General features: G+C 46.5%; 15 protein-coding genes. 6 read left to right on the top strand and 9 right to left on the bottom strand.

Annotated elements, in window-relative coordinates; all coding sequences use genetic code 11:
- Positions 1-42 precede the first annotated feature (42 nt).
- Both RH89_RS20340 and RH89_RS20335 read left to right on the top strand, forming a co-directional pair.
- Complete coding sequence (locus tag RH89_RS20340) at positions 43-852, top strand: helix-turn-helix domain-containing protein (protein WP_004405952.1); 810 nt, start codon at positions 43-45, stop codon at positions 850-852.
- 38 nt (positions 853-890) lie between these two features.
- On the top strand, positions 891-1,277 hold the full coding sequence (locus RH89_RS20335) for a VOC family protein (RefSeq protein WP_004405950.1): 387 nt from the start codon (positions 891-893) through the stop codon (positions 1,275-1,277).
- A 25-nt stretch (positions 1,278-1,302) separates the two neighbouring features.
- Here RH89_RS20335 and trmH read toward each other — a convergent pair whose 3' ends face one another.
- The 5 genes from trmH to RH89_RS20310 all read right to left on the bottom strand — a co-directional run bounded on the left by trmH (position 1,303) and on the right by RH89_RS20310 (position 7,183).
- Complete coding sequence (gene trmH, locus RH89_RS20330) at positions 1,303-1,989, bottom strand: tRNA (guanosine(18)-2'-O)-methyltransferase TrmH (RefSeq protein WP_004405949.1); 687 nt, start codon at positions 1,987-1,989, stop codon at positions 1,303-1,305.
- 50 nt (positions 1,990-2,039) lie between these two features.
- Positions 2,040-4,163 carry a bifunctional GTP diphosphokinase/guanosine-3',5'-bis pyrophosphate 3'-pyrophosphohydrolase gene (gene spoT, locus RH89_RS20325; protein ID WP_004405948.1) on the bottom strand — a complete coding sequence of 708 codons (2,124 nt, stop codon included), beginning with the start codon at positions 4,161-4,163 and terminating at the stop codon, positions 2,040-2,042.
- 34 nt (positions 4,164-4,197) lie between these two features.
- The gene (gene rpoZ, locus RH89_RS20320) at positions 4,198-4,470 is read right to left on the bottom strand and encodes a DNA-directed RNA polymerase subunit omega (protein ID WP_004405947.1); all 273 of its coding nucleotides are present in this window, start codon (positions 4,468-4,470) and stop codon (positions 4,198-4,200) included.
- Between the two features lie 59 nt (positions 4,471-4,529).
- The gene (gmk, locus tag RH89_RS20315) at positions 4,530-5,153 is read right to left on the bottom strand and encodes a guanylate kinase (RefSeq protein ID WP_004405946.1); all 624 of its coding nucleotides are present in this window, start codon (positions 5,151-5,153) and stop codon (positions 4,530-4,532) included.
- A gap of 134 nt (positions 5,154-5,287) precedes the next feature.
- Positions 5,288-7,183 carry an LTA synthase family protein gene (locus RH89_RS20310; RefSeq protein ID WP_004405945.1) on the bottom strand — a complete coding sequence of 632 codons (1,896 nt, stop codon included), beginning with the start codon at positions 7,181-7,183 and terminating at the stop codon, positions 5,288-5,290.
- A gap of 277 nt (positions 7,184-7,460) precedes the next feature.
- Between RH89_RS20310 and RH89_RS20305 the strand changes: the two genes are divergently transcribed.
- Positions 7,461-7,733 carry a hypothetical protein gene (locus RH89_RS20305; protein ID WP_004405944.1) on the top strand — a complete coding sequence of 91 codons (273 nt, stop codon included), beginning with the start codon at positions 7,461-7,463 and terminating at the stop codon, positions 7,731-7,733.
- A gap of 272 nt (positions 7,734-8,005) precedes the next feature.
- A complete protein-coding gene (locus tag RH89_RS20300; RefSeq protein ID WP_004405943.1) occupies positions 8,006-8,281 on the top strand; it encodes a hypothetical protein in 276 nt (91 codons plus the stop codon).
- Between the two features lie 62 nt (positions 8,282-8,343).
- On the opposite strand, the gene RH89_RS20295 is transcribed toward RH89_RS20300, so the two are convergent.
- The 3 genes from RH89_RS20295 to RH89_RS20285 form a co-directional block, all read right to left on the bottom strand.
- On the bottom strand, positions 8,344-9,210 hold the full coding sequence (locus tag RH89_RS20295) for a YicC/YloC family endoribonuclease (RefSeq protein ID WP_004405942.1): 867 nt from the start codon (positions 9,208-9,210) through the stop codon (positions 8,344-8,346).
- Between the two features lie 152 nt (positions 9,211-9,362).
- A complete protein-coding gene (locus tag RH89_RS20290; protein ID WP_004405941.1) occupies positions 9,363-10,595 on the bottom strand; it encodes a hypothetical protein in 1,233 nt (410 codons plus the stop codon).
- A gap of 23 nt (positions 10,596-10,618) precedes the next feature.
- A complete protein-coding gene (locus RH89_RS20285) occupies positions 10,619-10,849 on the bottom strand; it encodes a hypothetical protein (RefSeq protein ID WP_004405940.1) in 231 nt (76 codons plus the stop codon).
- 210 nt (positions 10,850-11,059) lie between these two features.
- Here RH89_RS20285 and rph point away from each other — a divergent pair, with 210 nt between their 5' ends.
- Together rph and pyrE are read left to right on the top strand one after the other, a co-directional pair.
- On the top strand, positions 11,060-11,776 hold the full coding sequence (gene rph, locus RH89_RS20280) for a ribonuclease PH (RefSeq protein WP_004405939.1): 717 nt from the start codon (positions 11,060-11,062) through the stop codon (positions 11,774-11,776).
- Between the two features lie 105 nt (positions 11,777-11,881).
- Entirely contained in the window at positions 11,882-12,523 is a 642-nt protein-coding gene (gene pyrE / locus RH89_RS20275; protein ID WP_004405938.1) for an orotate phosphoribosyltransferase, read from the top strand.
- Positions 12,524-12,597: 74 nt separating this feature from the next.
- Here the strand turns inward: pyrE and RH89_RS20270 are convergent.
- Positions 12,598-12,840, bottom strand: a 243-nt coding sequence (locus RH89_RS20270) for an LpxL/LpxP family acyltransferase (RefSeq protein ID WP_004405936.1), incomplete at its 5' end; no start/stop codon positions are given.

Genomic DNA, 12,840 nt, shown 5'->3' with positions numbered 1-12,840 from the left:
TTTGAGGTAGATTTATAGCAATTGAGGCAATAAGGATATGCCGTGGCTTCCTCGAACTACCACCCCATTCAAGGTAATGTGCACATTCAGGATGGATACCAGACATTGGTGCCGCCAGAGCCAGTTTCACAGATAGTGCAAAGCTTCTGGCAGTTGAATGTGCCCTTTGGTCGGTATGTTTATCACAGTATTCCGGATAATTGCGTGGACTGGATAACGCGAGTAGATAACCCGCAGGAGAGCGTTTTCATTCCTCCGTTTTTATCAGCAAATCCATTTCAGCTCGAAGGTCCCGTTTCCTATTTTGGTGTGCGTTTTCAACTTTTGGGCTATCAAGCATTAACGGTTCATCCACTGGAAAGTTGGGCAAGTGAAGTTCAGGGGTTGTCTGTATTAGATTTGCTCCCTTCGGACTACAGTGGTGCAGTTCAGCGTTTTCTGGTGGAAAACCAAGACTTCTATTCGCGTTGCGGCGCCATCACTCAATGGCTTACTCGAGTCGCTTCGCCTAGTGTTATCGATTCACGTTTAGCGAACTTTCTCAATTTCTCCCAGGCAACGGCGGGCAGTGTGGCACTTTCTGATGTGCACTGTCGGGAACTTGGAATATCGTCGCGTCAGCTCAGAAGGGTAGTTCGGCATCATCTTGGCGTGTCTCCAAGAGAATTTCAGCAAGTCATGCGGTTTCAACATGCAATCAAGCAGCTTGAAAATACTCAGGAGGAGAATGCCTGGGCTGACTTCTATTACGACCAGTCCCATTTTATTCGCGACTGCCAGCGCTTTATGGGAATGACCTATCTGCAGTTTCGCAATATGTCCGTTTTGTACAATTCAGAAGAGTCCGATTAATTCACACTGAACTTGTTTACTACAGCAAGGAGAGAGTGATGATTGATGTACAAGCGATGTTTCCCGTGATGGTGGCGAATGATCTGGAAGCGCTCAAACACTTTTATGAAGCGACATTTGGTTTTACAGCCGTGTTTTATGACCCTGAATTCTATTTGCATCTTGTGTCAGAGAGCGGCATTCAATTGGGGTTCTTAGTCCCTTCCCATGCGGCACAACCGGTGTTTCTTCACCCTCAAATGGGGAAGGATGGGTACGTGATTTCATTGGAGGTTGCCAATGCACAAACGGCTTATGAATGGGCGATGGAAAACAAACTCACGCTGGCGATGCCCTTAAAAGAAGAAGTCTGGGGGCAGATACATTTTATGGTGGAAGACCCGGTAGGCTTTAGAATTGATGTTGTTGAGCACGTGTCTCAGTAGATATAAAAAGAAAGTAGCCCAATGGCTACTTTCTTTGCATTTCTGCCCACCAAGCTTCATCAGCCACGATTTGGCCTTCTTCATCAAGAGGAGGGTAAGGTAGCCCTTTGCGCTTGGCGACTTTCGCCAATACCGGATGCCCTCGTTCAAACAGAATTCGATGAATGGTTTCTTCTGGCAGGGCGTGCTCACTGCGATCGTACATCCCCGCATTCTGGCGTTGACGCTGTGCTTCAAACAAGATCAGCGCACTGGCGACCGATACGTTCAGAGACTGCACCATACCGACCATAGGAATGATGATGTCCTGATCCGCCATGGATAGAGCGTGCTTGGTGATGCCATGCTTTTCGCCGCCGAGAATAACTGCGGTTGGTTTGGTGTAGTCAATCTCACGAAAGTCCACAGCCGTGTCTGACAGGTTGGTTGCCAGAATCTGCATGCCCTGACCTTTCAATACGCCTACTGCGTCGTCAATGGACTCGTGGGTATCTACTTCAACCCAGTTTCTTGCTCCTGCGGAGGTATGGCTTAGGGTACGCATTTTTGGATCCGGCCACACGGCATGTACTTTATGAACGCCTGCGGCGTCGGCACTGCGGATAATAGCGGAGACGTTGTTGGGTTTGTGGACTTCTTCCAGACACAGGGTTAAATCTGGCTGGCGCGCTTTAAGCACGGTTTGAATGCGATGGTAACGGTCTAAATTCATAAGGAACTCTGAAAAAGCCTCTTCTCATGAGAGAAGAGGCTTTAAAGCAATTAATGTTTGCGACGGCGAACCTTGGTTGCCTGTGGCATAACGCGAATGCGCTTCATGATGCCAGCTAAATGGACTCGATCTTTGGTCGTCAGCAGTACGGTGATGGTGTACAAACGCCCGTCTTTCTCTTCAGTCGAGATGCCATGGATGTTTGAACCCGTTTGGGAAATCACGCTGGTCAGTGCCGCCAGTGCGCCCTGATGGTTCTGCATGTCGATTTGAAGCTCGGTAATGAACTCCTGATCGTAATCGTTCGACCATTCAACGCCCATGTATTTATCCGGTTCTTTCTGATAACCACGAACGTTCGGACAGGTTTCACGGTGTACCACCAAGCCACGACCTGGAGAGACGTGTGCAATGATGTGATCGTCTGGGATCGGGTGACAACAGTTGGCAAAGGTCAGCAAAATACCTTCGGCGCCACGAATCGGCAGTTTCTTCTTGGCTTTCTTCGGATCGGAGCTTTCGGTTTCCGTCAATTCATCCACATCACCTAATAGGCGACGCGCAATCACAATACTCATCAACTCACCCAAACCAATAGCGGCCAGCAAATCGTCGAGCGATTCCACTTTTAGCTCTGCCAGTACGTGATCGATGTTTTCTTGCTTGATGTCTGAAATCGAGTTGTCGCCTAATGCGTGATTGAGCAATCGACGACCAAGGGTGATGGACTCTTCACGACGCATGGTTTTCAGAACCTGACGGATCTTAGTACGAGCACGCGAGGTCACTACATAGTTCAACCAGGCAGCGTTCGGACGAGCACCCGGCGCACTAATGATCTCAATAGTCTGACCGTTTTTCAGTGACTTACTGAGTGGGTATGGTTGGCGATCAACTCGCGCACCAACACACATGTTACCCACGTCGGTGTGCACCGCATAAGCAAAGTCGACGGCAGTTGCGCCAACAGGAAGCTCAACGATACGACCTTTCGGCGTGAAGACGTAAATCTCGTCTGGGAACAGATCGGATTTTACGTTTTCAATGAATTCGAAAGAGTTACCTGCACTTTGCTGAAGCTCTAGCAAGCTTTGCATCCAGCGCTGGGCTTTCACTTGTGCCGTTGTGCCAGATTTATCACCGTTAGATTTGTAAGACCAGTGTGCCGCGACACCTTTGTCTGCCATTTGGTCCATGTCTTCAGTACGGATCTGCACTTCAACCGGCACACCATGAGGGCCAACCATCGAGGTATGCAAAGATTGATAGCCATTGGCTTTAGGGACCGCAATGTAATCTTTCATCTTGCCCGGACGTGGCTTGTACAAGCTGTGAACCTGCCCGAGTACGCGATAACACATGTCAGCAGAATCGACGACGACACGAAATGCGTAGATATCCATGATGGTGTGGAAACGCTGCTCTTTGGTGCGCATCTTGTTATAGATGGAGAACAGGTTCTTCTCGCGACCAAAGACACGTGCTTCAAGCCCCATTTCTTCAAGGCGACCAGAAATTTCAGAGTGGATACGCTGAATGATTTCTTTACGGTTACCACGAGCGGCTTTCACCACTTCTTTCAGAACGCGGTAGCGGTTGGGGTAGAGGGCTTCGAACCCCAGCTCTTCCAGCTCCACTTTGATGTTGTGGATACCTAAACGGTGTGCCAGCGGGGCATAAATTTCCAGAGTTTCACGAGCAATACGACGCTTTTTGTCGGGGCGAAGTGCCCCAAGCGTGCGCATGTTGTGCGTGCGGTCAGCCAGTTTGATCAGGATAACGCGGATATCCTGAACCATGGCGAGCACCATCTTGCGGAAGTTTTCGGCTTGCGCTTCTTTTCGATCGCGGAATTTAAGCTTATCCAGCTTAGATACCCCGTCGACCAACTCGGCTACCGTAGTGCCAAACTGTTCTTCCAAATCTTCTTTGGTGGCTTCGGTATCTTCGATAACGTCGTGCAGCAGGGCTGCCATCAGGGTTTCGTTATCAAGGCGCATTTCTGCGAGGATACGTGCAACTGCAACAGGATGGATGATGTACGGTTCGCCAGTAGAGCGGGTTTGCCCTTCATGGGCGTCTCTTGCTACCACATAAGATCGACTCAGAGCCTCAAGTTGAGGCTCTGTCAGATATTCTTGGGCAACTTCTTTTAGGCTTTCAAAAAGATACAAATTACGGGCCCGGAATTTTTATGAAGTGGAGCGATTAACGGTTGTGAGCGATGCTGCTAACTGCCGCCAGTTCTGCTGCTTCTTGTTCTTGCTGCTCTTGACGCTCGCGAGCATCCAGAACTTCTTTCGTGATAAGACCTTCTTCGATTTCGCGAAGTGCGATAACCGTTGGCTTATCGTTCTCTTCTGGCACTAGTGAATCTTTGCCGCCAGTTTGCATTTGACGAGCGCGGCGTGCCGCAATCAGAACCAAGTCGAAACGGTTGCCAATTTTTTCAACAGCGTCTTGTACAGTTACGCGTGCCATGAGGACTCCAATATTTAACTAAAAATTTAATATGACGAGAAATTATACAGTCTAATAGCTTATTCGGCCAATAGCGCTGTTAACATGCTGCTGTATTTAGCGGCTTGTTTGTCTTCCTTCAGGCGTTCAGCGCGAAGGATCGCTTTGAAATCGACCACTGCGGTGTCGAAGTCATCGTTTACAATGACGTAATCATACTCATTGTAATGAGAAATTTCAGATTGTGCTTCGTTCATGCGCTTGGCGATCACAGCTTCGCTGTCCTGACCGCGTGCGTTAAGACGACGTTCCAGCTCTTCTTTTGACGGTGGAAGAATGAAAATGCTCTTAGCCAGTGGCATTTGCTCGCGAATCTGACGCGCGCCCTGCCAGTCGATGTCTAAGAACACATCAATGCCTTTTTCCAGGTTTTCTTCAATCCACGGGCGTGATGTGCCGTAGTAGTTTCCGAATACTTCGGCGTATTCCAAAAACGCTTTTTGCTCAATCAGTTCTTCAAACTTATCTTTGCTGACAAAGTGATAATGGACACCATCTTCTTCACCAGGACGCATGCCACGAGTCGTATGAGATACAGAGACTTTCATTGCGTAGGTTGGGTTTTTCTCCAACAACGCTGAAATCAAGCTAGATTTACCTGCACCGCTTGGCGCTGACACTATGTATAACGTACCTTTACCCATGAAAATTCCGCTTGTTGATTCCTGGTTACCTGCCTGCAAGTTTAAATCACAGTAGGGTAAGATGCCTAAAAAATGGGGCGAAAGGATAGCATTTTTTGTTCGATCATCTCAATGCTTGTCTTCGCCCTTTGAGTTTAGTTTTTCTGGCTAAATATATCCCGATACTGGGTTGTCTCACCGTTGAACAGAAGTTCTTGGGTAAGGGCATTAAAATCTCGACCTTGTTGGTATAAAGGTTCGACCCAAGGTTCTGAGCAGTCTGCTTTTTGTAAAGTCACGGTGTCTTTCAGGATATGAAAACACTGTTGTAATTCATGATTGCTGGATTCAATGGTCACCATGTTTTTGCCATCGACCCAAAAGAACAAGCTGCCGTCTGAGAAGCTCGATTGCCCGTTAAAGTTTTCATCCAGTAATGAACTGCCGGTAAACCAAGGAGCGGACCCCCCAAGCCAATCAAGTATCGTCGCACCAACATCCCGCTGAGATACTGCGGTTTTGTGGTGCAGAGCCGGTACACTGCCGTCATTCGCGTAGATAAGGAACGGAATGGAGTTTTTGGCTAGACCTGGCTCGACAATCTTCGCGGTATGATCCGACATCATGACCACTAAAGTTGGCTCTTTCACCGTTTCATGCAGTTCTTTAATGAAGTCTTTCAACGCAAGATCGGCATAATGCATGGTGCTGCGACGAAGTTCAGGCATCGATTCTTTACCAAACGTGTAGTCACTCTCGTTTGGCAGAATTGAGCCATGAGTGGTGCCTGTATTTATCGTGACGAAAAATGGTGAGTCAGAATCGCTGTTCTGAATTTCTTTGATTCGATCCATTGAGAAACGATAAATGCTGTCGTCTTGGAATCCCCATTCGTTATGAGGCGCTTCAAAGCCAAAGTCTTCTTTACCGTAAGACTCGGTAAACCCAAGAGACTGAGAATAGGCACCTACGATCCCTTTACCACTCCCCTGAATAAAGCGGGTATCCCAGCCCTGCTCGCGAAGCATATGTGGCAAGCATTTATACTTGCTGTTTTGAAGGTGTGTGCCCGCCACGATACCACCATTTGGGTTCGGGAAGCTGCACATGCTGGCAAACACACCTTGAACAGTGCGATAGCCATCGGCATACATGGCATCCGCGGTCAGCGATTTAGTGCGCAGTTCATCGAAAAACGGTGTTGAATGATGAGCGGGATTCTCACTATTCATGTCTATAGAAACCCAGCTCTCCAGCAAAATTAAGACAACATTCGCTTTCTTCAGGTTACTGATATTCGCCTGACTATCTTTGTTGAGTGCCGCTTTAAATACCTCTTGTACGGACTCATCTGGGCTTGCTGTTACGCGGGAAACCGATTTGTGTTTTCCATTCGCTAGATAGTAGGTCACGCTGTAGGGAGCGCTCCACGCCAGATACGCCTGATCGTTGTGACCAATCTTATAGGCACTCATCGGTGATTGAGGAGCGTCAAACCAACCACCACGGATGAAGGTGACGGTAAGCACTAAGTAAGACAGAGTTGCCAGCGTGTATTTACCAACTGTGAGGCGGCTGGTTTTCATATTGACCCAACGGATACGCCAGGTAATAAAGACCGATACCACACTTAGCACAAGCCCCAGAATGATGAGAGGGTAGTATAAGGTGAAAGCGGTAATCAGTACGGAATCCACCAGACCCGACGCCGTAAACAATTCAAAGGTGACATGCTTTCGTGCATCTTCGGCATAAATGGTGTCAGATGCCGTGGTGCCGATGATCCATAAAGATGCAAGCGCCGCCCATAAGCGTACTGCCCAGCGCATATCCAGGCGAATAAAGTTCAATACCAATAAGACTAATGCAGCAGGGGCGGTGAGCAATGCTGCGATGGTGGCATCAAATCTCAATCCGTAGAGCAAACTTAGAACGCCATCTGCACTGAAAATGCTGATAGGAATATAACTGGCAGCGGATAGAAAAATCAGTTTGCTGGAAAATGCCGTCAGCAAGAAGAATAGAAAGAGTTTTACGATGTTTCTTATCATTGTTTACTCGGGGTGTGGTCAGTATTCGCGTAGTAAGTAAGGCCAGAGTTCGTATTATGAGTTAACTGCCTGAAAAAGTTTCACATAGATTACCAGAACAAAAACAAAATCTCTCAACCTGTCTCTTTGACAAAGTAATTTCTTGCATGACTGACTAAGTTAGACACATTTTCAGGTACAAGAATGTGTGGAGTCACTCCCAAATCACAGTAGTAGCAACGAAAAAAGACGTTTTTTTAAATAGTTAGGTTAGGATCGTTTGTTTTTTAGGGACAACATGAAACATATTTATACATTGGAAGCTGATACTGTCTTTAAGCGGGTGGTGAGGCATCTTTTCTTAATACCAGTTAGCTTTTTGGCTGGAGCGGTTGGTATGCTAGTAGCACATTATGTTGCGTCATTGATAGGTATAGATCTTTCTGCCCCTACCAGTGAAACTGGAAACATTGGGTTTGTCGCATTGTTTTTTGGATGTGTAGCAACATTCGCTGTATTTTTATTAGGTTTATATCTAAGCGGCAAAGTGTGTAAAAAGCTTGGTGTGTAGCTGAAACCAATATGCCCGATGAAAACAGGTCGTTATTTTAGCGACCTCTCCCTTCTTGTTATTCGATGTTCTGGATCTACTCGCGCATTTATTCGATCAGCACTTTCAGTTCCACACCAGATGCCGTGATGTCGGTGACGTTCATTTGCAAGGTAGGCACCAATGTTTGTTAGTTGACATACAAGCCCAAATAGCTCAGGTGATTCTGGAAGCGGAAGTTTTAATGTTGGAGCGAGGTGTACTTTTTAAGCACTTGTAGGTGGTTACTTAATATGAAACACATATATACATTAGAAGCTGATTCTTTATTTAAACGAGTGATGAGGCACCTGTTTCTCATACCTGTAAGTTTTTTTACTGGCGCAGCCGGTATGCTGGCAGCGCATATTGGTGCGGAAATAATAGGTATTGATCTTTCTGCCTCAGCCAGTGAAACCGGAAACATAGAGTTTGTCGTCATGATGTTCATTGTTGGAGTAGCAACGTTTGCTGTATTACTCTTAGGGTTGCATTTAAGCGCTAAAGCCTGTGAAAAGCTTGGTGTGTAGCTGAAACGAACACCTTTAATGAAAACAGGTCACTATAATTAGTGACCCGTTTTTTGTTTGATTTATTCAATATTCTGAATTTGCTCGCGCATTTGTTCGATCAGGACTTTCAGTTCTACGCCAGATGCTGTGATGTCGGTGCTGATGGACTTAGAAGCTAGGGTGTTGGATTCGCGGTTGAACTCCTGCATCATAAAGTCGAGTTTACGACCACATGCGCCGCCTTTCTTAAGAATGTTATTCGCTTCTTTTACGTGTGAATCGAGCCTATCTAACTCTTCTGCAACATCGGATTTTTGAGCCAGTAGAATCAGTTCTTGCTCAACGCGAGAACCGTCCAGCTCAATTTTTGCTTCTTCGAATTTAGACAGCAGGCGTTCACGTTGCCACTCAAGAATTTCTGGCATGCGAGCACGTACTTTGACTACTTGTTCAGTGATGGCTTCCAGACGCTGCTCGATGAGCGCTTTCATGTTTGCACCTTCGCGTCCACGAGCATCAATGAAGTCTTTCAAGCCTTCATCAAATGAGCCAAGCAACTCTTTATTGATAGCGTCCATGTCTTGCTCTGGCGTTTCCATCACGCCTGGCCAGTTCATCACCTGGAAAGGATTGATGCGGCTTTCTTCACCCGTCATCGACATCACTTGATTTGCAGCATTGATCACTTGTTTGGCCAAATCTTGATTGATGGTGATCTCACCTTTGGCTGCTGGATTAGCTTCAAAGCGCAGGTGGCATTCCACCTTACCGCGCGCCAGTTTCTTACGAAAACGCTCTCTCAGGATGGGCTCAAGACCTCGAAATTGCTCTGGCAATCGAAAGTAAGTTTCCAGATAACGCTGGTTTACGGAGCGAATCTCCCAAACTGCGCTGCCCCAGTCACCTTTGATTTCTTTTCGTGCATAAGCAGTCATGCTGTAGATCATTGAATTATCCTTTGCTCGCGGAGATGAAAATGTCGAATGGGCGGTATAGTAGCACAGTTGTGCATCAACAGGGATAGACGACCAAAGGCTTCAAATTTAGCTTAAAGAAAAAGGCAGCCAGTGCTGCCTTTCGATGATTCTTTTTGGGTAGATCATTTCCAAAATTCAAGGCTGTTAAAGTTAGAGAACGTTTTTAATGCGCTTTCGTACTTAACTTTTAATGCATTGAATTGCTGGTCTGTCATTTGTGAATTTGATGTCGACAAGTTTCCAACTGCTTCGATGGCTGTCTTTGCACTGGACTGAAGAGTGTTGACTGGAATAGCTTTGCTCGCATCATTTAGTAAAGTGGTTGAAGATACTTTCTCTGAATTTGCTCCCGCAGATCCACAGCTTGTCCCTCGGTTCCAGCCTTTGTACCAAACCACTGGCGATTTTCCATCAGCAATTTGTTTAATCGTACAAGCATCAGGACTCAATCCAACAAGTCTATTTTCATTGTTAAAAATGTAGGCAATGAGATCACCAGGATCGGCTGCAGAGTAATTATATTTAATGGCTACGCCACCCGAGACAGGTTGCTGGAATTGTTGAACTTGCGATACGGTGAAGTGCTCGGCGTTTGACGTCACGGGTACTTTTTTCACGGTATCTGTAGCTGCCCAGTAATAGGGAGGAACATTCGTCGCTGACAATTGTGAAAATGTGTTTACTGTAGCGTCAGAGTTTTCGCTAAATTCGTTCGTCCATTGGTAGGCTTTGTATGCGTATTTATCACCATCTGCCGATCCATAATCAGAATAATGTTCAACCGTGTAAAGCCCTGAGTTTAGTGCTTTATTAACTATCGCAACTTCGCCAACCAGTTGACCCTTAAAGCTAAACAAGAAACTAGACGATAGTTTTGAACCATCAGCACTGATTCTGTCTATTGAATATTGTGCGTTTGAACCTGTGCCAAATTGCTGGTAGAAAGTCAGCCCCTTACTGGACTTCGCCATCGCTTTTGACACTTTCCCAGCGTTAAATGAGCAGCTAGTGTCGCCATCGTTGGCTTCGAAAGCAATCGTTGCTCCGTCTTTGCTAACCACACACACTTTGTTACTTAGATTAAACTTCTTGTAGGTGTCCAGATAGACTTGCCCTTTGCCATTGGCGATATCGGAAATCGAGCGAAGTGTTTGAGGAGAGTTACCTGGTGAAAGCGTTTTTAGAGCCTCATCCAGGTTCATAAATTCTACTTTGTTTTGCTGAATTTTCTTGGCTGTATGGCTAATGGAAGCTTTCGATTTGTAGTAGCCCTGTAAGTTATTCAGCTCGCTGGCAAAAGAGGTGACACTCACTATGGAAGCACCAATAAGCAAAGCTAAGGTTGTCTTATTCATGTGGGTTTTCCTTATTCCGCAATTTATTCGAAGTGTTTTGGTGATTTGAAACCAGTTTTGTTGAGAGCACTGAATGATTCAGATCTTAACTGGCTGATTTGAGCTTCAGTAAGAGCGATATCAGGACGACTTTGTATGTTGAAAGATGATTTGTTACTAGAAGAGTTTTTGTTTGAAGAAGAGCCTGAGTCATCACTGCCACCGCCACATGCGGAAAGCGACGCTGCTATCGCTACAATAAGGAATTTTTTCATGGAGTACCTCGCACTAGCTTGAAAACAAACGGTGTTTTTTTGTGCACACAAAATTACCATTATTGGAAAGACTCACTAAGCGATCTGGCTAAACATAATCGACAAGATGTTTAGTTCCCTCTTAACACGCCATACAGGTAGGCAGCCCGAGTGATTTCCTATATACTTTGCTCCCAATCCGATTCGCCTCCCTTATAAGGTAAAGATTCCATGCGTCCAGACGATCGCGCTGCGGACCAAGTTCGCCCAATCAAAATGACTCGTAACTACACAGCGTATGCAGAAGGCTCTGTGCTGGTTGAGTTTGGCAATACCAAAGTCCTGTGTAATGCCAGTGTGGAAGAAAACGTACCTCGTTGGCTGAAAGGTCAGGGTAAAGGGTGGGTTACGGCAGAATACGGCATGTTACCTCGCGCCACGCACACTCGTAACCGCCGTGAAGCGGCGAGTGGTAAACAAGGTGGACGTACGATGGAAATCCAGCGCCTTATTGCTCGTAGCCTACGCGCAGTAGTGGATTTGGAAGCCATGGGTGAAATCATGGTTACCGTTGACTGCGATGTGATTCAAGCCGATGGCGGAACGCGTACAGCATCGATTTCCGGTGCAAGCGTTGCAATGGCAGATGCATTCCAACACCTGATTGAGCAGGGCAAACTGAAAGCCAGCCCGATGAAAGGGCATGTGGCAGCAGTGTCGGTTGGTGTTGTTGAAGGCAAGGCGCTGTGCGATCTTGAATACGTTGAAGATTCCGCAGCAGACACGGATATGAACGTTGTCATGACTGAAGATGGACGTATGATCGAAGTTCAGGGCACAGCGGAAGGCGAACCGTTCAGTCACGAAGAATTACTTGAGCTGCTAGCACTGGCGAAGACTGGTATTGGCACCATTGTAGAAACGCAGAAAAAAGCGTTAGAAAATTGATTTTGAAAGGTAGCTCCTCATTGAGGGGCTATTTTTTTGAGCAGAAACCGAAGAAGGCATTCAGCTTACTTGGTTTCGATTATAACCATCATTAGAGAGCGAAAAATGAAAGCATACCAGCGTGATTTTATTGAGTTTGCACTAGAGAAAGAAGTGCTTAAGTTTGGTGAGTTTACTTTAAAATCAGGTCGTAAGAGCCCTTACTTCTTCAACGCTGGCTTGTTCAATACTGGGCGTGATTTGGCAAAGCTGGGTCGCTTCTACGCGGCTGCATTGGCGGATTCTGGTATTGAATTCGATGTGTTGTTTGGCCCTGCATATAAAGGGATCCCAATTGCCACAACAACCGCGGTAGCATTGGCTGATCACCACGATGTAGACACGCCATACTGTTTCAACCGAAAAGAAGCCAAAGACCACGGTGAAGGCGGTAACTTGGTAGGTAGCGCACTTGAGGGCCGTATCATGTTGGTGGACGACGTGATTACTGCAGGCACAGCGATTCGTGAGTCGATGGAAATCATCAAAGCCAACGGTGCAGACTTAGCGGGTGTTCTGGTTGCGATTGACCGTCAAGAGAAAGGCAAAGGTGAACTTTCTGCCATTCAAGAAGTAGAACGCGACTTTGGTTGTGCAGTGATCTCAATTGTCAGCCTGACAGATTTGATTACTTACCTGGAAGAGAAGGGTGGCAACCCTGATCAGCTTGAAGCGGTAAAAGCGTACCGAGCAGAATATGGAATTTAACTAACCAAAGCTAGTCACTTTCTGGACAACAAAAAAGACAGCCTTGGCTGTCTTTTTTGATTTTTTACAAAGAGTTAATCGTTGTAAAGATGTCCGCGTTCACTGCCGTCGTGCATGGTTTTGAATCGTCTGTGCATCCACATGTATTGGTCCATACCGCGTGTAATGACTTTCTCTATTGCATGGTTCATCACAACGGCTGCGCCTTCTGGATCCCGGCGCGGGAAGTTGGTACTGATATCGCTGTCGATTTCCAGGCAGTACTGGTTACCATCACGAAGGCTGGAAGCGGTAATAACGGCACATTTCCCCATGTC

Origin of the sequence: Vibrio nigripulchritudo ATCC 27043 (assembly GCF_000222685.1) — a bacterium.
Taxonomy (GTDB): Bacteria; Pseudomonadota; Gammaproteobacteria; order Enterobacterales; family Vibrionaceae; genus Vibrio; species Vibrio nigripulchritudo.
Note: the sequence above shows the minus strand (reverse complement) of the source record. Positions and strands in the feature narration are given on the sequence as shown.